Annotated in this window: 18 protein-coding genes and 1 pseudogene; 12 read left to right on the top strand and 7 right to left on the bottom strand. The window is 65.5% G+C overall.

Going from position 1 to position 21,189, the window contains the following annotated elements; genetic code table 11:
• Positions 1 to 22 precede the first annotated feature (22 nt).
• The 3 genes from ACNUDN_RS27995 to ACNUDN_RS27985 form a co-directional block, all read right to left on the bottom strand.
• Positions 23 to 829 carry an LLM class F420-dependent oxidoreductase gene (locus ACNUDN_RS27995; RefSeq protein WP_419124919.1) on the bottom strand — a complete coding sequence of 269 codons (807 nt, stop codon included), beginning with the start codon at positions 827 to 829 and terminating at the stop codon, positions 23 to 25.
• A gap of 29 nt (positions 830 to 858) precedes the next feature.
• A complete protein-coding gene (locus ACNUDN_RS27990) occupies positions 859 to 2,946 on the bottom strand; it encodes a PhoX family protein (protein ID WP_419124918.1) in 2,088 nt (695 codons plus the stop codon).
• Positions 2,947 to 3,085: 139 nt separating this feature from the next.
• Positions 3,086 to 3,982, bottom strand: a complete 897-nt coding sequence (locus ACNUDN_RS27985; RefSeq protein WP_419124917.1) for an Rv0045c family esterase — start codon at positions 3,980 to 3,982, stop codon at positions 3,086 to 3,088.
• Positions 3,983 to 4,013: 31 nt separating this feature from the next.
• Here ACNUDN_RS27985 and ACNUDN_RS27980 point away from each other — a divergent pair, with 31 nt between their 5' ends.
• The gene (locus ACNUDN_RS27980; RefSeq protein ID WP_431961206.1) at positions 4,014 to 5,267 is read left to right on the top strand and encodes an enhanced intracellular survival protein Eis; all 1,254 of its coding nucleotides are present in this window, start codon (positions 4,014 to 4,016) and stop codon (positions 5,265 to 5,267) included.
• Between the two features lie 134 nt (positions 5,268 to 5,401).
• Here the strand turns inward: ACNUDN_RS27980 and ACNUDN_RS27975 are convergent, their stop codons facing one another.
• The 3 genes from ACNUDN_RS27975 to ACNUDN_RS27965 form a co-directional block, all read right to left on the bottom strand.
• Positions 5,402 to 6,490: an inositol-3-phosphate synthase gene (locus ACNUDN_RS27975; protein ID WP_419124916.1), complete on the bottom strand. Its 1,089-nt coding sequence runs from the start codon at positions 6,488 to 6,490 to the stop codon at positions 5,402 to 5,404.
• 61 nt (positions 6,491 to 6,551) lie between these two features.
• Positions 6,552 to 7,097 (bottom strand): PadR family transcriptional regulator, encoded by a 546-nt coding sequence (locus tag ACNUDN_RS27970; protein WP_419124915.1) that lies wholly within the window; start codon positions 7,095 to 7,097, stop codon positions 6,552 to 6,554.
• A 119-nt stretch (positions 7,098 to 7,216) separates the two neighbouring features.
• Entirely contained in the window at positions 7,217 to 8,107 is an 891-nt protein-coding gene (locus ACNUDN_RS27965; protein ID WP_419124914.1) for a DUF1707 SHOCT-like domain-containing protein, read from the bottom strand.
• 134 nt (positions 8,108 to 8,241) lie between these two features.
• On the opposite strand from ACNUDN_RS27965, the gene ACNUDN_RS27960 reads away from it, so the two are divergent.
• The 9 genes and pseudogenes from ACNUDN_RS27960 to ACNUDN_RS27920 all read left to right on the top strand — a co-directional run.
• Positions 8,242 to 8,676: a DUF5318 domain-containing protein gene (locus ACNUDN_RS27960; RefSeq protein WP_419124913.1), complete on the top strand. Its 435-nt coding sequence runs from the start codon at positions 8,242 to 8,244 to the stop codon at positions 8,674 to 8,676.
• 61 nt (positions 8,677 to 8,737) lie between these two features.
• Positions 8,738 to 11,362 (top strand): transglycosylase domain-containing protein, encoded by a 2,625-nt coding sequence (locus ACNUDN_RS27955; protein WP_419124912.1) that lies wholly within the window; start codon positions 8,738 to 8,740, stop codon positions 11,360 to 11,362.
• Positions 11,363 to 11,415: 53 nt separating this feature from the next.
• Positions 11,416 to 13,053 carry a glycosyltransferase family 87 protein gene (locus tag ACNUDN_RS27950; RefSeq protein WP_419125346.1) on the top strand — a complete coding sequence of 546 codons (1,638 nt, stop codon included), beginning with the start codon at positions 11,416 to 11,418 and terminating at the stop codon, positions 13,051 to 13,053.
• Between the two features lie 117 nt (positions 13,054 to 13,170).
• Positions 13,171 to 13,461: a 30S ribosomal protein S6 gene (gene rpsF / locus ACNUDN_RS27945; RefSeq protein WP_018603055.1), complete on the top strand. Its 291-nt coding sequence runs from the start codon at positions 13,171 to 13,173 to the stop codon at positions 13,459 to 13,461.
• 97 nt (positions 13,462 to 13,558) lie between these two features.
• Positions 13,559 to 14,065, top strand: a complete 507-nt coding sequence (locus tag ACNUDN_RS27940) for a single-stranded DNA-binding protein (RefSeq protein WP_419124911.1) — start codon at positions 13,559 to 13,561, stop codon at positions 14,063 to 14,065.
• Between the two features lie 42 nt (positions 14,066 to 14,107).
• Positions 14,108 to 14,371, top strand: a complete 264-nt coding sequence (gene rpsR, locus ACNUDN_RS27935; protein WP_011783129.1) for a 30S ribosomal protein S18 — start codon at positions 14,108 to 14,110, stop codon at positions 14,369 to 14,371.
• A gap of 11 nt (positions 14,372 to 14,382) precedes the next feature.
• On the top strand, positions 14,383 to 14,838 hold the full coding sequence (gene rplI, locus ACNUDN_RS27930) for a 50S ribosomal protein L9 (RefSeq protein ID WP_419124910.1): 456 nt from the start codon (positions 14,383 to 14,385) through the stop codon (positions 14,836 to 14,838).
• A 497-nt stretch (positions 14,839 to 15,335) separates the two neighbouring features.
• A complete protein-coding gene (gene dnaB / locus ACNUDN_RS27925) occupies positions 15,336 to 16,724 on the top strand; it encodes a replicative DNA helicase (protein WP_419124909.1) in 1,389 nt (462 codons plus the stop codon).
• A 71-nt stretch (positions 16,725 to 16,795) separates the two neighbouring features.
• A pseudogene (locus tag ACNUDN_RS27920) lies at positions 16,796 to 16,952 on the top strand (translation initiation factor IF-2 N-terminal domain-containing protein); the annotation flags it as partial.
• 1,056 nt (positions 16,953 to 18,008) lie between these two features.
• On the opposite strand, the gene ACNUDN_RS27915 reads toward ACNUDN_RS27920, so the two are convergent.
• On the bottom strand, positions 18,009 to 18,449 hold the full coding sequence (locus ACNUDN_RS27915; RefSeq protein WP_419124908.1) for a hypothetical protein: 441 nt from the start codon (positions 18,447 to 18,449) through the stop codon (positions 18,009 to 18,011).
• A gap of 134 nt (positions 18,450 to 18,583) precedes the next feature.
• Here ACNUDN_RS27915 and ACNUDN_RS27910 point away from each other — a divergent pair, with 134 nt between their 5' ends.
• On the top strand, positions 18,584 to 20,248 hold the full coding sequence (locus ACNUDN_RS27910; RefSeq protein WP_419124907.1) for a TniQ family protein: 1,665 nt from the start codon (positions 18,584 to 18,586) through the stop codon (positions 20,246 to 20,248).
• 142 nt (positions 20,249 to 20,390) lie between these two features.
• Entirely contained in the window at positions 20,391 to 21,161 is a 771-nt protein-coding gene (locus tag ACNUDN_RS27905) for a TnsA-like heteromeric transposase endonuclease subunit (protein WP_419124906.1), read from the top strand.
• Positions 21,162 to 21,189: the final 28 nt, after the last annotated feature.

Here is a 21,189-nt window from a genome sequence, read left to right as displayed (position 1 = left end):
CTTCAGGAGTTGATCGGCAGCTTCAGTCACCATTGCGGTGTTGGTCCCGCCACCGGCACAGCGCCTCGGCGTGGCTGAGGTCGTAGTCGGGACCGTTGACTCCCACGGTGAACGTGGTGATGCCCAGCCGACGCAGCGCCTCGGCGTTGTCGATCAGCGCGTCGTGGTCACGGCCCTTGGCTTCCGCCGACCGCTCGATCGTGGCCGGGTCGCGACCCACGTCCGCGCAATGCTGCGCCAGGATGTCGGATTTGCGGGGGTAGCTGTCGGTATCGGAGAACGAGTGCCAGATGTGTGCATGTTGGGCGACCAGCCGCAGGGTCTTCTTCTCGCCACCACCGCCGATGAGCACCGGGATGTCGCGCACCGATCGCGGATTGAGTTTGGCCAGCCTTGCCTCCATCCGGGGGAGCGCGGTGGCGAGGTCGTCGAGCCTGCTTCCCGCGGTGCCGAACTCGTAGCCGTACTCGTCGTAGTCCTTCTGCTTCCAGCCGGACCCGACACCGAGGATCAACCGCCCGTCGGAGATGTGGTCCACGGTTCGCGCCATGTCGGCCAGCAACTCCGGATTGCGGTAGGAGTTGCAGCTGACCAGCGCGCCGATCTCGATGCGCGACGTCTGCTCGGCCCAGGCGGCCAGCATGGTCCAGCACTCGAAGTGCGCACCGTCGGGGTCACCGTAGAGCGGAAAGAAGTGATCCCAGTTGAACGCGATGTCGACGCCGATGTCCTCACATCGACGCACCGCGTCACGGATCTGGCCATAGCGCGGAGCGTGTTGTGGCTGCAGTTGCACACCGATGCGAACCGAAGGGGCGGAGGAGGTCATGTAGTCCAGTTTCCCGCTCGGCGAGGCGGCTACACGCCGATCTGACCGCCGTTGCGCCACGCGACCACGACCGAGGGCCGCGCGGTACCGTTGCCGCCCTCGGGCCACCGGGACTGGGGGCTGTCGATGCTGTTCTCGTCGTTCTCACCCGGGTGCTGGACGCAGACCGTGACCAGATCGTCGGTGACGACCGGGCCGCAGGTCTCGGCTCCCAGCGGAACCGTCAGGAACTGTCTCGTCTCACCTCGGTTGGGACCCTCCAACGCCACCGCGAACAGACCGTCGTTGGAGTCCAACGCGTTACCGTCGGTCGAGATCCACAGGTTGCCGTGACTGTCGAACGCGAGGTTGTCGGGACAGGAGATCGGGCTGACCTTGCTCTTGTCGAAGCCTCCGTAGTAGGTGTCGGCGGCGGCGGGGTCGCCGCACACCAACAGCAGCTCCCAGGTGAAGTCGGTGCCGGTGTGGTCGTCGGTGATCTCCAGAATCTGCCCGCTCTTGTTGTCGTTGCGGGGATTCGACGCGTCAGCGGCGGCCTTGCCGTCGGCGCCGCGTTCGGAGTTGTTGGTCAGAGCCACATAGACCTTTCCGGTCTTGGGGTTGGCCTCGAAGTCTTCCGGGCGGTCCATCTTGGTGGCGCCGGCCTTGTCGGCTGCCATCCGGGTGAACACCGCGGCCTCCTCGGCGGTGATGCCGTCGACCAGCGATTCGGCCTGCCCGTTCGGGCCGGAGCGCAACAGCGGAATCCACGTCCCGGTCCCGCTGAAAGAGCCTGCGGCGGGCAGCTTTCCGGAACCGTCGAGCTCGGCCGCGGGGATGTCGCCGGACAGCTTGGCGACGTAGAGGGTGCCCTCATCGAGGATGGCCATATTGTTCGCCATCGCGGCGGGATCGGATCCGTTCGGGCCGACCGGGGCCATCTTGCGGCTGGAGACGAACTTGTACATGTAGTCGAAGCGCTCGTCGTCGCCGGTGTAGGCGACCACGGTACCGTCGTCGGCGACGTGGATGTTGGCGCCCTCGTGTTTGAACCGGCCCATTGCCGAGTGCTTGACCGGTGTCGACTCCGGGTCCCACGGGTTGAGCTCGACGATGTAGCCGAACCGGTTCACCTCATTCGGGGTCTTCGCCAGATCGAATCGGGGATCGAATGTCTCCCAGAGCAATTCGGACGGCTCCAGCGATACACCATAGCGGTCGTGCCGGTCGGCCTCGACCGGGTTGACCGCGGGCGATCCTTCCGGTGCGCCGAAGTAGCCGTGGAAGTTCTCTTCCCCGGAGAGCACGGTGCCCCAGGGGGTCACGCCGCCGGCGCAGTTGGCGATGGTGCCCAGCACGGTGCGACCGTCGGGGTCGGCCTGGGTTTTGACGAAGTCGGTGCCCGCGGCCGGACCGGTCAGGGTGAAGGGGCTGTCGCCGGTGATACGACGGTTGTAGCGACCCATGACGGGACGCAGCGCACCGTCGGGAGTGCGCTCGACCTCCACCACGCCCATGCCCATCGAGGCGACCTCGACCTCGAACTGGTCGCGGGTCGGGGCCGCGGCGTCGTAGCCGGGGAACATGAATTGCGGTGTGGCGTACTCGAAATTGGTGACGAGCAGGTAGTGGCCCGGCTGACCGTCGATCGGGAGCAGTCCGGCGAAGTCGTTGTTGAACCCGAACTGGCCCCGCTGGGAGGCGCCGGTCTGATTGTTCACGTCGAATGCCGGCGCGCCGGGAAGGATGGGATCACCCCAGCTGATGACGACAGCTTGTTCGTAGCCGTCGGCGACAACCACCGCGTCCTCGCTGTTGGGCGCGACCGAGGAGAAGTTCATGCCGGCCGGCGGGTCGGCCGGTGCGGCCGCCTCCGACGAGGAGGTGGGGGCCGGTTCGGAGGTGTTCGAGCAGGCGGCCAGCGCGGAACCGGCGCCGACGGCGAGCACGGCGACGCCGCCGGCCTGCAGCATCGAGCGCCGGGAGACGGCCTTGACGACGTCACCGAAGTACTCGTTGTCGCTCTTGTTGGGCACCGGCTTCGAGCATGCGTCACCGCATTTGTGCACACAGGTCACATGCTGGCGCTTCGACTTTCCGTTGTGAGACACGAGCAGGTTCAGCGGCACGAGGGCCATCGCGGAGTCCTTCCCAGACGAAACTCCGGCCGCGGGCTGGGCGACCGGACTCGCGGAAACCTACGGGAGCCGGGCTAGCACGAGGCAAGCACCAGGTGAACAACAGTCGACGCGCCTGCAGTTGCCCACCCGGCCGCGGCTACGCGTCGAGGACGCCCCGCAGCAGATCGGTCAGCGCCCGCGGCTGGTCGCTTTGCACCGAGTGTCCGGAGTTCTCGACGATGTGCACACGCTGGAATCCAGGTGCGGTGCGGGCGAACGCCGCGGCGTCCTCGTCGTTGACGAAGAACGAATCGGCGCCGCGGATCAGCGTGGTCGGGGTGGTCAACCGCGGCACGTCGTCCCATAGGTTCTGGAAGCCTTCGCCGGTGCGGATGCTGTCGTACCGCCAGGTCCAGGTGCCATCGTCGAGTCGGCGGGCGTTGTGGAAAACCCCACGCCGCAACGATTTCCGGTCGCGGTGCGGCGCGGCGGCAACCGTGACCTCGAGCATCGCCTCGAACGACGGGAAGATGCGCTCGCCCTGGGTCAGCGCGACGGTGCCCTTCTGCGCGTCGGTCATCTCGGTGTGCCGTTCCGGCGCCGAGGGCGTCACGTCGACGAGCACCAGGCGGCGCACCAGCTCCGGCGCGGCCACCGCCAGGCGCAGTGCGGTCAGCCCGCCCAACGACATTCCGACCACCAGGTCCGCCTCAGGGGCGAAATCTCGGATGACGGGTTCGACTGCGACCGCGTTGAGCTTGGGTCCGTAGTCGCCGTCCTCGCGCCATGCCGATCGACCGTGCCCGGGAAGATCGACGGCCAGGGCCGGGAGCCCCAGCCCGACGATCACGGTGTCCCAGGTGTGCGCGTTCTGGCCGCCGCCGTGCAGGAACACCACCTCGGGAGCGCGGTCACCGAACCTCACCGCGCTGACCGGCCCGGCGTCGACGCGTTCGGCCCGTGGCACCACGGTGACACCGGCCTGCTCGGCGTTCTCGGGAAGCAGTGCGAACTCGTCGAGGTGGGGCAGTTCGTCGTCGGCGATCTCCGTCATGGGCCGACCCTACGCAGCCGCCGATATTCGGATGCGACAGGAGTGGCGATATGCCACGGTCGGGTATGTGGCGAATTCATCTCATCAACTGACCTTCCGTTCCGCCGAGGAGTCTGACTGGCCGGCGATGGGCCTGATCGCGGCGACCAGCTTCGGCGTGTGGCGACCACAGGAGACCGTCGACGCGTGGCGGGCACTGATGCCCACCGACAGCGCCGTCGTCGCCTGCGACGGTTCGGATGTGGTCGGACTGGCGGTGTTCCTGGATCTCGAGTTGACGGTTCCCGGTGGTGCGGTGCTACCGATGGCCGGAGTGTCGTTCGTGGCGGTGGCGCCCACCCACCGCAGGCGCGGCGCGCTGCGCGGGATGTTCGCCGAGTTGCACCGCCGCATGGGCGCCTATCCGATCGCCGGTCTGGAGGCCAGCGAGGCCGAGATCTACGGCCGGTTCGGGTACGGTCCGGCGACCATCTGGCAGAGCCTGTCCGTCGACCGCACGCGGGCCCGGTTCCACGCCGACGTCCCGGATCCCGGTGGGGTTCGGGTGGTTGCGCCCGCCGCTCATCGCGCCCGACTCGAAGACATCGAACAGCGGTGGCGATTGCAGACGCCGGGCGGGCTGCACACGCCGGCTGCGCTGTGGGACGAGGTGCTCGCCGACAGGGAGGCGCTGCGCGACGGCGGCAGCGCGCTGTACTGCTTGCTGCATACCGACGGCTATGCGATGTACCGCGTGCACGGAGGCGACGAGACGGACGACGGCAAGGGGCGCGCCGAGGTCACCCACCTGGCGGCGGTCACCCCGGAGGCATTCATCGCGCTGTGGCGGGCCCTGCTCGGACTCGACCTGATGGGCTCGGTGAACGTCGTGACCCACCCGGACCATCTGTTGCCGTACCTGCTGACCGATCCGCGGCTGGTGCGTCACCGTGGCAGCCATGACGGTCTGTGGCTGCGCCTGCTCGACATCCCCAGGGCGCTGCAGGCCCGCAGCTACGGCGCGGACCTGTCGCTGGTGCTCGATGTCACCGACGGTGCACTCGGCGGCGGCGGCGGTCGATTCGCACTCGACGTTCGTGACGGCAGAGCCCACTGTGCGGCCACCGATGCCGATGCCGATGTGGAATTGGACCTCTCGGTGCTCGGCAGCCTGTACCTGGGTGCCCATCGGGCCTCGGCGTTCGCGACTGCCGGTCGGCTGCGATATGCCAAGCCGGATCACCTCGTGACTCTGGACTCGGCGTTCGCGTCGGACGTGCCCGCCGAGCTCAGCTTCGGTTTCTAGCAGGCCCAACGCGAGAGTGCGGGCAGATCGCGATTCCGGAAAGAAACACGATCTGCCCGCACTCTCGGCGGAAAAAGGACGCTCAGCCCTCGGAATTGGATTGAGGGCTCAGCCCTCGGAATTGGATTGAGGGCTCAGCCCTCGATGAACTTCTCCAACTGGACGCGGGCGAGGTCGTCGGCGAGCTGCTTGGGCGGGCTCTTCATCAGGTACGCGGAGGCGGCTTCGATCGGGCCACCGATGCCGCGGTCCTTGGCGATCTTGGCGGCACGCACCGCGTCGATGATCACGCCGGCCGAGTTGGGGGAGTCCCACACCTCGAGCTTGTACTCCAGGTTCAGCGGCACGTCGCCGAAGGCGCGGCCTTCCAGGCGGACGTAGGCCCACTTGCGATCGTCGAGCCAGGCGACGTGATCCGACGGACCGATGTGGACGTTCTTGTCCTCGATCTTGCCGGCCAGCGAACCGGACAGGTTGGACGTGACGGCCTGGGTCTTGGAGACCTTCTTGGACTCCAGCCGAGTGCGCTCGAGCATGTTCAGGAAGTCCATGTTGCCGCCGACGTTGAGCTGATAGGTGCGGTCCAGGGTGACGCCGCGATCCTCGAACAGCTTGGCCATCACGCGGTGGGTGATGGTGGCACCGATCTGGCTCTTGATGTCGTCGCCGACGATCGGCACCCCGGCATCTTCGAACTTCTTGGCCCACACCGGGTCTGATGCGATGAACACCGGCAGTGCGTTGACGAAAGCCACTCCGGCGTCGATGGCGCACTGCGCGTAGAACTTGTCGGCCTCTTCGGAACCGACCGGCAGGTAGGACACCAGGACGTCGACTTCGGCGTCCTTGAGCACCTTGACCACGTCGACGGCCTCGGTGTCGGAGATCTCGATGGTGTCGGCGTAGTACTTGCCGATGCCGTCCAGGGTCGGACCGCGCTGCACGACCACGTCGGTGGGCGGCACATCGGCGATCTTGATGGTGTTGTTCTCGGAGGCGAAGATCGCCTCGGAGAGGTCGAAGCCGACCTTCTTGGCGTCCACGTCGAATGCGGCGACGAACTTCACGTCGCGCACGTGGTAAGCGCCGAGCTTGACGTGCATCAGGCCGGGAACCGTGGCGTTCTCGTCGGCGTCCTTGTAGTACTGAACGCCCTGGACGAGCGAGGACGCGCAGTTACCTACGCCGACGATCGCGACCCGGACGTCATTGCTTGCGGTCATGACGACTTCTCCTCTGTCCTACTAACTGTGGTAATTCTTGCGGCTACAACCGGTGCTGAGCTCAGGTTTGTTCGGCGCGCCCCTGCGCCGATCTCTCTGCCGCGATCAACTCGTTGAGCCACTTGACTTCGCGCTCGCTGGACTCGAGCCCCAGTTGGTGGAGCTGACGGGTATAGCGATCGAATGAGCTGCTCGCCCGCGCCACTGCTTCGCGCAGGCCTTCGCGACGTTCCTCCACCTGGCGGCGACGGCCCTCCAGGATGCGCATCCGGGCCTCGGCCGGGGTGCGATTGAAGAAGGCAAGGTGCACTCCGAAGCCGTCGTCGGAGTAGTTCTGCGGACCGGTGTCGGCCACCAGCTCGGTGAAGCGCTGTTTGCCGGCCTCGGTCAGCTGGTACACCCGGCGCGCCCTGCGGACCTTCAGCGTTCCTTCGGGTGCGGCGTCCTCGACGATCAGTCCGTCCGCCTGCATCCGGCGCAGCGCGGGGTAGAGCGAGCCGTACGAGAAGGCACGGAATGCGCCGAGCAGACCGGTCAGTCGCTTGCGCAGCTCGTAGCCGTGCATCGGCGACTCCTGAAGCAGCCCCAGGATGGCGAGCTCGAGCATCCGGGCACCTCCTTCAGTAATACCGATGCGTCGCTACGACGGTTCAACACCTCGGCCAAGTGTATCGCGCCGATATATTGAGCGCTATAGCGAGCCGACCATTAGGCGGTTTTCGCAGGTCAGCGGTTGGCGGGCCAGATGGCCAGGGTGCTCGCGTCGGGGTACAGCTCGATGCGGCCGGTGCCGAAATCGCTGTTGACGATGATCTCGACGATGACCGCGTCCGGTGTCGCCGGGTCCTCCGAAGGGCTGACCCGCAGCCAGGTGTCCTTGACGTCAGCGCGGGCGACGCCGACGGTTTCCGGGGCCCCGCGCAGGATGCCGAGCGTCTTCTCGTAGTCGAACTTGGAAAGATCCACCAGCCGATCGTCGACGCCGACGGTCGACGACGACCCGATCGGCTCGCCCCAGCCGCCGCGGTAGTGATAGGAGATGCTGCGCCGGTTGTCCTGTGGGTCCGGCCGGTCGAGGTAGGCCATGTCGGAGTGGATGTCGAGTTCGTAGCCCATGGTGCTGCCGAATTTCTGCCGCATCTGTTCGAACAGCCCGTTGAACCCGCCCAGCGATTGCAATTGGCGCGGCGGGGTCAGAACGACGGCCGGGATGCCGTCGTCCTTGGCGCCGGGGTCGGAGGTGAAGTTCAGCGGTGACGGGGTGTTGCCGTAGAGACCCCACCCGATGGCCATCCCGAGGACGATCAGGACCCCGGCGATGGCGGCCTTGATCCCCCAGCCGACCCCCCAGCCGCCCCGCACCCCCGGTCCTTGTCGGTTGACGATCTTGGTGATCACCGGGACGTCCAGCGTCTTGTCGGTCTGCAGATCCGACACCAGATCCTGCAACTGGCCCAGGGTGGCGGCGGTAGTGGCCGATTTCACCCGTTCGCCGTGCTCGGTCATCGACAGCTGGCCCTCGGCCAGCGCCGCGTCGAGGATCTGGCAGGTCTCGTTGCGATCGCTGTCCTTTGCGCGTGTCGACGACGTGCGTCGTCCCGAGCTGCCCGAAGCCACGGTCAAGATCGTAAGAGTTCAGCCGGTGACGGCGCAGGCCAGACCCGGTCGAGATGGTTTGCCGGTCGGTCCGACGCCATCTCGGGCCGCACGTCGAGCCTCGGTGCCCGAAGCGCCGACGTACTCTGGTCTGCGTGCGACTGCAGCGACAGGTGGTGGACTACGCCCTTCGGCGGCGGTCCCTGCTGGCCGAGGTGTACTCGGGACGCACCGGCGTCTCGGAGGTCTGCGACGCCAACCCGTACCTGCTGCGCGCCGCGAAGTTCCACGGCAAGCCCAGTTCGGTGATGTGCCCGATCTGCCGTAAGGAGCAGCTCACGCTGGTGTCCTGGGTGTTCGGCGATCACCTCGGTGCGGTGTCGGGATCGGCACGCACCGCCGAGGAGCTGGTCCTGCTGGCAACCCGATACGACGAGTTCTCCGTTCACGTGGTGGAGGTATGCCGCACGTGCAGCTGGAATCACCTGGTCAAGTCCTATGTGCTCGGCGCGGTACCACCCCCCAAGGGGTCACGCAGACCGCGCGGCACCCAGACGGCGCGCGGCGCGGCGCGCACGGCCAGTGAATAGCGACGGGCGCCACGACCGGTCGACCGACAACGCCCGCGATGGGCAGAGGGCGGCTGAGGCCATGGGCGCGAAAGACATGGGCGCGAAAGACAGTGGTTCAAGGAACAGTGGCGCAGGAAACACTGGCGCGAGGAACCCGAAACATCGCAATGACACCCCTCCGGGGCGCCGGCCGGCCGATCCGCCCGGACGTTCGCCGTCCGAGGGCGGGCAGGGACGGCGACAGGCTGACCCCCCCGGACGTCGACCGCCGGTACCCGACGATCGCCACACCGCGGTGCTGCCTCCGGTCAGGGACAGCACCCCGGCACATCTGCGGGATCCGATCGACGATGTGAAGCGCGCCCTGGACGCGGGCGGGCGCAGGCGCCGCGACAGATCCGGCCCACCCCAGCCACCACCACCCGGTCGTCCCCCCGCAGGTGGTCCCCCGGGTAGCGGTCCGTCCGGCGGCGGCCCCTACGGAGGCGGCCCGACCGGTCCGCGCCGAACCCTGCGCGAACAGATCAACTGGAAGTGGGTGCGCCGCGGGTCCTTGGTGGCGGCGGCGGTGTTGATCTTGTTGCCGCTGTTGACCTTCGGGATGGCGTACATGATCGTCGACGTGCCCAAACCGGGCGATATCCGGACGGCGCAGGTCTCGACCATCCTGGCCAGCGACGGCAGCGAGATCGCCAAGGTGGTCCCGCCCGAGGGCAACCGGGTCGACGTCAACATCGACCAGATCCCGGTGCACGTGCGCGACGCGGTGATGGCCGCCGAGGACCGCGACTTCTACTCCAACCCCGGGTTCTCGTTCACCGGCTTCCTGCGGGCGGCCAAGAACAACATCTTCGGCGGTGACCTGCAGGGCGGTTCGACGATCACCCAGCAGTACGTGAAGAACGCGCTCGTCGGCGACGCCAGATCCGGTGTCGGCGGCGTCATCCGCAAGGCCAAGGAACTGGTCATCTCGACGAAGATGTCCGGCGAGTGGTCCAAGGACCAGGTGCTGCAGTCGTATCTGAACATCATCTATTTCGGTCGCGGCGCCTACGGTGTGGCCGCTGCTGCCCAGGCCTACTTCGGTAAACCCGTCGAGGAGCTCAACGTCTCCGAGGGCGCGCTGTTGGCCGCGCTGATCCAGCGGCCGTCGGTGCTCGACCCGGCGGTGGACCCGGACGCGTCGGCGGCGCGGTGGAACTGGGTGCTCGACGGCATGGTCGAGATCGGCGCGTTGTCGCCGCAGGACCGCGCCGCGCAGGTGTACCCGCCGACCATCCCGCCAGATCAGGCCAGTATGCAGAACCAGACCGTGGGCCCCAATGGGCTGATCGAGCGGCAGGTCATGGACGAGTTGATGGAGATCTTCGACATCAACGAGCAGACGCTGAACACCGAGGGTCTGCAGATCACCACCACGATCGATCCGAAGATGCAGGCCGCCGCGGTGGATGCGGTCGAGCAGTACATGGACGGCCAAGACCCCGACATGCGCACTGCGGTGGTGTCGATCGACCCGAAGACCGGGGGCGTGAAGGCCTACTACGGTGGATCGGACGCCAACGGTTTCGACTTCGCGCAGGCGGGGCTGCCGACCGGATCATCGTTCAAGGTTTTCGCGCTGGTCGCGGCGCTGCAGCAGGGGATGGGCCTGGGCTACCAGGTCGACAGCTCACCGGTCGAGGTCAACGGTATTCAGATCTCCAACGTCGAGGGCAACAGCTGCGGTACCTGCAACATCGCCGAGGCGCTCAAGAGGTCGCTGAACACCAGCTACTACCGGTTGATGCTGCAGCTCAACAACGGCCCGCAGGACGTGGCCGACGCGGCGCACGCCGCCGGCATCGCCGAGAGCTTCCCCGGTGTCGAGCACACCCTGTCCGAGGACGGACAGGGTGGGCCCCCGAACAACGGAGTCGTGCTTGGGCAGTACCAATCCCGGGTCATCGACATGGCGTCGGCCTACGCCACGCTCGCGGCCTCGGGCGTCTACCACAAGCCGCACTTCGTGCAGAAGGTCGTCAACGCCGAGGGCACCGTGCTGTTCGACGCAACCCAGGAGGACAACACCGGCGAGCAACGCATCGACAAGGCCGTCGCCGACAACGTCACCGCTGCGATGCAGCCGATCGCGGCATACTCCAACGGACATGCGCTGGCCGGCGGACGACCGTCGGCGGCCAAGACCGGAACCAACCAGCTCGGTGACACCGGCGCCAACCGCGACGCCTGGATGGTCGGGTTCACCCCGTCGCTGTCCACCGCGGTCTGGGTGGGCACCACCGAGGGGACCAAGCCGCTGCAGAACCAGTGGGGCTCACCGGTGTACGGCTCGGGTCTGCCATCGGACATCTGGAAGGCGACGATGGACGGTGCGTTGCAGGGCACCGACACCGAGTCATTCCCCAAGCCCGAGGAGATCGGTGGATACGCCGGTGTGCCGGCGCCACCACCGCCGCCGCGCACGACCGAGGCACCGGTCCCGTCAGAAACCGTGATCCAGCCGACGTTGGAGATCGCCCCGGGTATCACGATCCCGTGGGGACCGCCGACCACGGTCCCGGTCGGTCCGCCGGGCGCTCCGGTCCCCGATCCGGCCGTGCCGGCCGACGGTGTTCCACCGGGTGGTCCGGGTGCACCCCCGCCGCCGGGTGTTCCGCCGCCGCCGGGTGCGCCCCCGCCGGGCCCGCTACCGCCCCCGTGACGGCGGACCCCGGACCGCCGGACGAGCCCGAAACGCCGGCTCCGCCGGCAGCAGTGGTTTCGCCGGCTCCGCCGGCAGGTTTGGTTTCGCCGGCTCCGCCGGCAGGGTTGGTCTCGCTCGACTCCCGCGACTTCCCCAGCCGCACCGACACCATCGGGGCGGCGCTGTCGGGAACGATCGGTGGACCGGTCGGCCGACACGCCCTGATCGGTCGCACCCGTTTCATGACCCCCCTGCGGGTGATGATGATCATCGCGCTGGTGTTCCTGGCGCTCGGCTACTCGACCAAGGCCGCCTGCCTGCAGACCACCGGCACCGGCACCGCCGACCAACGAGTGGCCAACTGGGACAACCAGCGTGCCTACTACCAGCTGTGCTATTCCGACACGGTCCCGCTGTATACCGCGGAGCTGCTGAGCCTGGGCAAGTTTCCCTACAAGTCCAGCTGGGTCGAGACCGACGCCGAGGGTCGGCCCCAGATCCAGTACGACGGTGAGCCCGCGATCCGCTACATGGAGTATCCGGTCCTCACCGGCCTCTACCAGTATCTGTCGATGACGGTGGCCAAGACGTACACGGCTCTGACGAAGCTGGTGTCGGTGCCGGTCATCGCGGAAGTGGTGATGTTTTTCAACATCGCCGCGCTGGGTCTGGCGCTGGCATGGCTCACCACGTTGTGGGCCACGGCGATGTTGGCCGGCCCGCGGCGGATCTGGGACGCCGCGCTGCTGGCCGCCTCACCGATCGTGATCTTCCAGATCTTCACCAATTTCGACGCGCTGGCAACGGCTTTCGCAGCGTGCGGGATGCTGGCGTGGGCGAGGCGAAGACCGGTGCTCGCCGGTGTGCTGCTCGGCCTGGGGGTGGCGGCCAAACTCTATCCGCTGCTGCTGCTCGTCCCGTTGGTCCTGCTGGCGGTCCGGACCGGGCGGCTGCGGGAGGCGGGTAAGACCGCGGTGGCCGCGGTGCTGGCCTGGTTGGTGGTCAACCTGCCGATCATGATGCTGTTCCCGCGGGGATGGTCAGAGTTCTTCCGGCTTAACGCCCGCCGCGGTGACGACATGGATTCGCTCTACAACGTCGTGAAGTCGTTCACCGGCTGGCGCGGCTTCGATCAGGACCTCGGCTTCTGGGAGCCGCCGACGGTGCTCAACACAGTCAGCGCGGCGCTGTTCGTCGCGTGTTGCATCGTCATCGGCTACATCGTTCTCACCGCCCCCCGGAGACCGCGGGTCGCACAGATCGCCTTCCTGGTGGTGGCGGCGTTCCTGTTGACCAACAAGGTGTGGAGCCCGCAGTTCTCGCTGTGGCTGGTGCCGCTGGCGGTGCTGGCCCTGCCGCATCGGCGAATCCTGCTGGCGTGGATGACCGTCGACATGCTCGTCTGGGTGCCGCGGATGCTCTACCTGTTCGGTGAGCAGAACATGGGTGTGCCCGAACAGGCATTCACCGCGACGGTGCTGCTCCGCGACATCGCAGTGATCACGCTGTGCACGTTGGTGATTCGCCAGATCTATCGGCCGCGGCTGGATCTGGTCCGCCAGGGCGGGGTCGACGACCCGGCCGGCGGGGTGTTCGACGGTGCGCCGGACGCGCCCCCACGTTGGCTCCCGGACTGGTTGCAGCCCCGCGGTCCGATGATCGCCACGCGACGCGAAGCCCTCGCCGTCCCGTCGCCCTCCCGGTGGTAGGCCAATTTCGCAGATCAGCACCGGTTCCTGTAGCCTGGGCCGGTTGCCGACGCAGGCGACCCTCCTGCCACGGACACGCCGTGGCCGCACCAGACCAGAGGAGGTGATGGGTTTCTCATGCGTCCATACGAAATCATGGTCATTCTCGACCCCACACTTGACGAGCGCACCGTAGCTCCGTCGCTGGAGACGTTCCTGAACGTCATCCGCAAGGACGGCGGCAGTGTCGACAAGGTCGACATCTGGGGACGGCGCCGCCTGGCCTACGAGATCGCCAAGCATGCCGAGGGCATCTACGCGGTGGTCGACGTCAAGGCCGAGCCGGCCACGGTGTCCGAGCTGGACCGCCAGCTCAACCTGAACGAGTCCGTGCTGCGGACCAAGGTGATGCGGACCGACAAGCACTAAAGGGTGCCGCTCGTCGGAACCGCTGCGTAGGCTCGCGCCCAACGCCTGGCGATGAGCGCTTGCGCGAAGAGCAGACAGCACTGCACAGGAGGAACTCGTGGCTGGTGACACCACCATTACCGTCGTCGGAAACCTGACGGCAGACCCCGAACTGCGGTTCACCCCGTCCGGTGCCGCGGTGGCCAACTTCACGGTCGCCTCGACGCCGCGCATGTACGACCGCCAGAGCGGTGAGTGGAAGGACGGCGAAGCGCTGTTCCTGCGCTGCAACATCTGGCGGGAGGCGGCCGAGAACGTCGCCGAGAGCCTGACCCGCGGTTCACGCGTCATCGTGACCGGACGGCTCAAGCAGCGTTCCTTCGAGACCCGCGAGGGCGAGAAGCGCACCGTGGTCGAGGTCGAGGTCGACGAGATCGGGCCTTCGCTGCGCTACGCGACCGCCAAGGTGAACAAAGCCAGCCGCAGTGGCGGCGGGGGCGGCGGATTCGGGGGCGGCGGCGGGAACTCGCGCCCGGCAGCCAGCAGCGCACCGGCCGAGGACCCGTGGGGCAGTGCGCCCGCATCGGGCTCCTTCGGTGGCGCCGACGACGAACCGCCCTTCTGATCAACCAATACTCATCAGTGAATTTGAGAAAGAGATAGACACATGGCCAAGTCCTCCACCAAGAGGCGTCCGGCACCGGAGAAGCCGGTAAAGACCCGCAAGTGCGTGTTCTGCTCGAAGAAGGGCAAGAACCAGGACATCGACTACAAGGACACGCAGCTGCTGCGCACCTACATCAGCGAGCGCGGCAAGATCCGCGCCCGCCGGGTGACGGGTAATTGCGTTCAGCACCAGCGCGATATCGCGATCGCGGTGAAGAACGCCCGTGAGGTCGCCCTGCTGCCGTTCAGCTCGTCGACGCGATAAGGACCACGACAATGAAACTGATTCTGACCGCCGAGGTGGACCATCTCGGCTCTCCCGGTGACGCCGTCGAGGTCAAGGACGGCTACGGCCGTAATTACCTGCTGCCCCGCGGATTGGCGATCGTGGCCACCCGCGGCGCCCAGCGCCAGGCCGACGACATCCGTCGTGCCCAGGAGCTCAAGAGCGTCAAGAGCCTGGAGCACGCCAACGAGCTCAAGCAGGCCGTCGAGGCCTTGGAGGGCGTGGAGCTGGCGGCGAAGACCGCCGGGGACTCGGGCAAGCTGTTCGGCTCGGTGACCGCGGCCGACGTCGTCGCGGCGATCAAGAAGTCCGGCGGACCCAACCTGGACAAGCGGACCATCAGCCTGCCCAAGGCACACATCAAGACCACCGGCACCCACACCGTCGGGGTGCGGCTGCACCCCGAGGTGAACGCGTCGGTCACGCTGACGGTGGTGGCGCGCTAGTAGCCACCACATCGGTTCCGGCTTGATACGGCCGGGTGGGGACCCCCTCGGGGTCCTTGCCCGGCCGTTGCCGTCTCGGTGGCGAACATTTCGCGGCAAACCGATCCCAGCGAACCTAACCGGCTGTTAACCTGCACGGCCCCGCGGCGAAACACAACACGCCCGAGACGGCAACCGGCGACGACACGCCGGGCGATTTCCCATCCACAGCCGATGCACCGGCCTACCGTGCGTTTATCTGCATAAACAGGGTCAGCGTCGACCTCTATCAACAGGTTCTCCCCAACGGTTCAACATGGTCCACCTGAGCTATCCACACTCGATCCACAGGGTCATCAACAGGGGCGACTTGCTTCCCGCCCAGCAACGTCTAGCGTTGTGCGTCGCGGGTTCGGATCAGCTGTCGGAACGCCACGTGTCGGCGGCCGGTCCTACAGTCGCGACATGCCATTGTCGAATGTGCGTTCGATCGCGATGAAGAGGGGGTGGGTCTCGGCGTGGCAGTCGTAGATGACCTGGGTCGGCCGGGAGATCGTGGCGCCACCGAACCGCCTCCCGGCGAGGATTTCGGGCGGCAGCCCCCGCAGGATCCGGCGGCCGAACAGGCCGTGCTGGGCGGCATGCTGCTAAGCAAGGACGCCGTCGCCGACGTGCTGGAGAAGCTCCGTCCGGGAGACTTCTACAAGCCGGCCAACCAACTCGTCTACGACGCGATCCTGGACCTGTACGGGCGCGGTGAACCTGCCGACGCGGTCACCGTCGCCGCCGAGCTCGACCGGCGCGGTCTGCTGCGCCGGGTCGGGGGAGCGCCGTATCTGCACACGTTGATCTCGACGGTGCCGACGGCGGCCAACGCCGGGTACTACGCGGAGATCGTCGCCGAGAAGTCCTTGTTGCGCCGCCTCGTCGAGGCTGGCACCCGCGTCGTGCAGTACGGATACGCGGGCGCCGACGGGGCTGACGTCAATGAGATCGTCGACCGTGCGCAGGCCGAGATCTACGACGTCACCGAACGCAAGTCCTCGGAGGATTTCGTGATCCTGGAGGAGATCCTCCAGCCGGCGATGGACGAGATCGATGCGATCGCCTCCGAGGGCGGGGTATCCAAAGGCGTCCCGACGGGGTTCACCGATCTCGACGATCTGACCAACGGACTGCATCCGGGTCAGATGATCGTCGTCGCGGCCAGGCCCGGCATGGGCAAATCGACCCTTGGATTGGATTTCATGCGGTCGTGCTCGATCAAGAACCACCTGCCGAGCATTGTGTTCTCGCTGGAGATGAGTAAGACCGAGATCGTCATGCGACTGTTGTCGGCGGAGGCAAAGATCAAACTCGCCGATATGCGGTCGGGTCGCATGAACGACGACGACTGGACGCGTCTGGCCCGTCGGATGAGTGAGATCAGCGAGGCCCCTTTGTACATCGACGATTCGCCGAACCTCACGATGATGGAGATCCGGGCCAAGGCGCGCCGGTTGAAGCAGAAGGCGGATCTGCGGCTCATCGTCATCGATTACCTACAGCTGATGACCTCGGGCAAGAAGGTCGAATCACGCCAGCAAGAAGTCTCCGAATTCTCAAGGCAGATCAAGCTTTTGGCCAAGGAGCTGGAAGTCCCGGTGGTCGCGATGAGCCAGCTCAACCGTGGTCCGGAGCAGCGCACCGACAAGAAGCCGATGCTGTCGGACCTTCGCGAGTCGGGGTCGATCGAGCAGGACGCGGACATGGTCATCCTGCTGCACCGGCCCGATGCATTCGAATCGGATGACCCCCGCGGCGGCGAGGCGGATCTGATTGTCGCGAAGCACCGCGCCGGTCCGACGAGGACGATCACCGTGGCGCATCAACTACATCTGTCACGGTTCTCGAACATGGCGCGGTAGGGGTGCTCTTTTGTCGAGATCCAGTGAAGATTAGCAAGCGGCCCATGATTGTTTAACAAGGTGATTAGCCTATGAAGCTAAATCCTCCGCCCAGGCATAAGCTGCGAGTTCACGAGCTCGCGGCAGAGTTAGGTTGGACATCGCGTCAGCTACTTGCTGAACTCGCCAGGAGAGGCGAGTTTGTGAAGTCTGCAGCCAGCACTGTAGAGGCGCCGGTTGTTCGAGAAATCCGTCGCGATTTCGCCCCAGCGCCCGCTCCGCCCCACGAAGAAGATGTGTATCCGCCCGAGTCGTTTGGCCGTTCGTCGGGTGCTACCGCTGTCGACGAACCCGACGAATCCTTCGAAGAGGCCCTCCGACGCGTGAAGTCGCGCAGCCAGCGGTCGTCATCTGGACCGCACCAATCAAAGTGGATGCCACCGGTTTTGGCCGCTCTTCTTGAAGAAGTCGTAGACCGGCACGGTTCGTCTCCGACATCAAGGGACCGCAAGGAGGCGCAACGTCTTCATCGAGACTGGGCCGCAGCATGTCTGCACGGGCTCGATGACGACGAAGCCACCATGATTGGTTGGATTCGGGTGAGCTGCGGGCGCCGACCGATGCTGGCAGCGGAGCTTTCCCGAGCGGGAATAGCACCGGCCGAAGCTGCCCTCCGACTTGGCTATGGCGGTCGAGAAGATGTGCGATGGCCGAGCGTGTACGACCGCTTTCGAGACCGGAAGATCAACCGCTCGGAGGCGATCGCTGCTATCAGGCAGTGGCGCGAACGGCATAAGGCCGGCTGACCGAGTGATCAAGCAGCGGCATAGTTTTGGCCAGTCGATACCGCTTAAGAGGCGACAGGCGAGACGGTGATTGCCGCGTCGGAAAAGCCGATGGGATGTAGGATCGTAGTACTACTAGTAGGGCACTAGTTTTCCATCGCTTGGGGCCAAGATGATTGAAGCGCAGGTCGATTCGGTCCGTCGAATGGCGGTCGAACAGATCGATAGGTTCGGTTACCTAGTGGCCGACGTCGCATACGAGCGTTGGTGTGCCGGACTCAATGCGCCGATATGGCGAGAAGCGTTCGAAAACCCAAAAGTGCTGGCCTTCCTAGATGCCGAAGGCTACTCGGCCTGGCTTCCGGTGAAAGAAATACTGATGCGCCGGGCGGCTCTGCGTGGGTGGTTGGTTTACACCCAGGAACCACGGTCCCTCCGGTTCGGTCCCACGTACTTGGCCTCTACCCCGAAGAAGACCGCGGTCCGTCAACCACATGAATTGGGCCGGCGGGTCGCGTGCTCAATAGGCGGGTTCGTGAGTCGTCGGCATCGTTATCCGACGGCAGATGACTTGGTGATGTTCATCCGTAATCCCGATGGCACGCACCTCTTTCGAAGTGGAGCCGAGTTGACGAGGAATCTCCCCTGGCTGAGTGTGGCTGGCTGGGTTCGATACGAAGGCGGGGAAATACGGTGCGGTGCAGGTGCAGTCGCTTACGATCAGGAACGTGCCACTCGCCATCACATAAAGCGAGAATTGCGGTTGGAAGCGCGCGATCACACGGAAGCAGGCGAGGGCGGGGAATCGAGCAGCATTCGCAGCCTCAAATTGAGTCGCGACGAAGGCGCTTCGCACGCGAATCGAGAGCTGGGCCGCCAACTGAGTTCGTGATATTTGTTCGTCGACATCCCCGATAAAATCGGTCGATCTGGCTGCCGCACTGATGAATTCCCGCCCCACTAGTGGGGCGGACCTGCGTGCAGGGTATGTGGCTTCCTAAAAGGTGTGCACTTTCTTGGGTACTGCGGTCATGTGAGGCAAGGACTCGCATCGACTAGGCACACTCGGGCTGCCGGGTGCTGACACGACTCCCAGTGCGGGTCAAACCCGTCGAGGGCGAAGCGATCGACTCCTGGCTTGAGCACACGGCCCGCCGAATGGACCTGCCGCTCGCCTCACTTGCCAGAATGTTGCAACTGGCCGACGGCAAACGATCCAGTTGGCACATTTGGCTATCGCCATCTCAGCTGCGTGCCATGGGGACCGCTACGGGCACAAGTGCAGAAACCATTGCATCCATGACGCTCAGCGACTACGACGGACGAGCGCTGCGACTCGACCCCGTAACACGTGAGCTTGATCCGAGGTTCCCGTACGGTGCCTTGCGTTGGTCGAGGTACTGCCCACATTGTTTGAGCGATTCGCAAGATCGTTGGCAGATTCGTTGGCGACTCGGTTTGTCCTTTGCCTGCCTGAAGCACAACGTGCTTCTCCTCGACGCTTGTCCGACTTGCCATGCGCGCCCGCGCCGTCGTCAAACCTTCCGCGGGCTGCCGGAACCAGGACTGTGCAACTGTGGGTACCGCCTGAGAGATGCATCGACAGCGCTGATGGAATCCCATGATCCGATCCTCGAAGCTCAACGGATGGTCGCTGATGTCATCGCCCACAACGAGGCTCGGCCGGCTCTGCTGCAGGGTGCGTCGACCCGGGACACGCTGGAGGCAATTCGGAGCATCTCGAATCGCGTTCTGAATTACGCATCTACCCATGGGATGGCCGCTGTAGCGGGCGTCGAGCTGCCGGTACCCCTGTCGACAGGCGGCGGCGTGCAGGAGCCGTCGAGGGCCAGGGGCGCGCTGAACGCCGACCCACCTGTGCGCGCCATCGAAGCGGCAGTCGGAATAACCGCCGCATTGTCCATTCTCGGCGCCCCCACAGTCGCTGAAGCGGGTGTGCGAGCGAGTTGGCTGATCCGTGGTCAGAATGCGGACACCGGGCCGGCGGAATTGCGATCCTGCTTGCAGGACGACTTGGTTGCGACCGCGATCGTCATAAAGGCGAGTACCGAGCGACTCGGCCCGGAACTTCAGCTCCGATATCGCTCGGGTGCCGCCATGCCCTGTGGTCCGGATCTCCAGCTCAACGACGTCACACGCATCGCGCGAGCGCTGCCGAGAATGATGTGGACGACATGGTCCAATCAATTGCTGTTTGAATTGCCAAGGACGGCCGAAATGAGATCTGTGCTTTCGATAGCCACACTGTTGGTCGGCAGCAGCGTGAGAGCGGTTGAAGCCGGCGACATATTGGGAGAAGCGGCGAGTGCGAACGCACTTAACCAACGCCTGTGGTTGTTGTGCGGCTCACGACAATGGCCGTCGATCTGTGAGCGGTTGATACGCCTGAGCGATTACCTGATCAGGTACGGCGCGCCCATCGACTACGGGGGGCGGCGCGCTTTGAACTATTCGTCATTGCTGGGAGGAGTCGGCGACTGGGAAACGGTGTGCCGTGAGGCCGGCCTGAACCTCGGCCACAGTGCAGTTGCAACCTGGGCACGGAAGTCTCTAGTCGAGAAGATCAGCGGAGGTCCGGCCACGCTCGCCCGCTTGGGCGGATCGACATCAAGCGTGCATCTCAGCGCCGTGGATCCGGCCGTCCTGTCCGCGCTCGACGGATCGCTAGAGGATTACGCGAAGCGTTTTCTCCTCCGACTAGGTATTGATGAGCCGGTCGAATGGAGCCCGCCGCCCTAAAAATTACTGTCGGTGCGGCACCTGAACAGCCAGTAAAATGGAATAAGTCTGCCACACAGCAAAACTCGTGCTTTCGCTACGCCGAGAAGGGACCTAGACTGCCAACACGGCGACCTGTCGTACTGGTCTAGGGGTGTGCAGAATGCCGCCAAAAGGTGCTGATGATGTCGACCGCCGGGAGTCGGCGGCCGCAAGACACCGCCACAAGTTGTCGTGGACATTCGCGCTGAAAGGCAGCGAGGTCGGATGGCTGTGGCAGCGAAATGGCGACCCGCCTCTGGATCTACTCGACGCCCTGCGCACACCGACCGCCTCCGCACTGAACCGCCACATCGCGGTGACTGCGTACTCCGTCACGAACGACGGCACCCTTGGGCTTGAGTCCGGACTTGAGCACGACTTGCTGCGCCGGCTTGATCGCGACGCATCGGTGACCCGTATCGTGGCGCAGCCTTTCCGGCTCTCCTGGAGGGAAGGCCCGCCGAACAAGCACATACCAGACTTGCTCACGGTGGCGAATGACGGGTCGGTCACCGTATGGGACGTGCGTGCACCTGACCAACAGGACGCCGACTTCGGTTTGAAGGCCAAGATCACGTCCGTTGCTTGCGCTGCAGTGGGATGGACCTACGAGATATTCGGAGGATTGGAGCCCGTGGAGCGCCTCAATCTTCTTTGGCTGCATGGCTTCCGTCGTCGGCCATCATGGGCTGCGCGATGCGAGCGCCAAGTCCTCGACATCGTGCGCGCCCCTCGCGCGGCGGTGCGCGACGTCTTCGCAGCGGACAGCGGCAGTGGCGAGCTGAAGTCGACGATGTGGCACATGGTTTGGAGCGGCGCCTTAGATATCGACCTGTGTCGTCGATGGACACTCGATACTGCCATCGGTCCACACTCAATGGGAGCTGACTAGTGCCAGGCGGGCGTACCGCCCTGCATGA

The organism is Mycobacterium sp. smrl_JER01 (genome assembly GCF_048513595.2).
Lineage (GTDB): Bacteria > Actinomycetota > Actinomycetes > Mycobacteriales > Mycobacteriaceae > Mycobacterium.
Note: the sequence above shows the minus strand (reverse complement) of the source record. Positions and strands in the feature narration are given on the sequence as shown.

Coding starts and splice junctions, on each gene's coding strand:
- ACNUDN_RS27995 (WP_419124919.1), bottom strand. CDS start 829: ATGACCTCCTCCGCCCCTTCGGTTCGCATCGGTGTGCAACTGCAGCCA.
- ACNUDN_RS27990 (WP_419124918.1), bottom strand. CDS start 2,946: ATGGCCCTCGTGCCGCTGAACCTGCTCGTGTCTCACAACGGAAAGTCG.
- ACNUDN_RS27985 (WP_419124917.1), bottom strand. CDS start 3,982: ATGACGGAGATCGCCGACGACGAACTGCCCCACCTCGACGAGTTCGCA.
- ACNUDN_RS27980 (WP_431961206.1), top strand. CDS start 4,014: ATGCGACAGGAGTGGCGATATGCCACGGTCGGGTATGTGGCGAATTCA.
- ACNUDN_RS27975 (WP_419124916.1), bottom strand. CDS start 6,490: ATGACCGCAAGCAATGACGTCCGGGTCGCGATCGTCGGCGTAGGTAAC.
- ACNUDN_RS27970 (WP_419124915.1), bottom strand. CDS start 7,097: ATGCTCGAGCTCGCCATCCTGGGGCTGCTTCAGGAGTCGCCGATGCAC.
- ACNUDN_RS27955 (WP_419124912.1), top strand. CDS start 8,738: ATGGGCGCGAAAGACATGGGCGCGAAAGACAGTGGTTCAAGGAACAGT.
- rpsF (WP_018603055.1), top strand. CDS start 13,171: ATGCGTCCATACGAAATCATGGTCATTCTCGACCCCACACTTGACGAG.
- rpsR (WP_011783129.1), top strand. CDS start 14,108: ATGGCCAAGTCCTCCACCAAGAGGCGTCCGGCACCGGAGAAGCCGGTA.
- rplI (WP_419124910.1), top strand. CDS start 14,383: ATGAAACTGATTCTGACCGCCGAGGTGGACCATCTCGGCTCTCCCGGT.
- ACNUDN_RS27905 (WP_419124906.1), top strand. CDS start 20,391: ATGCCGCCAAAAGGTGCTGATGATGTCGACCGCCGGGAGTCGGCGGCC.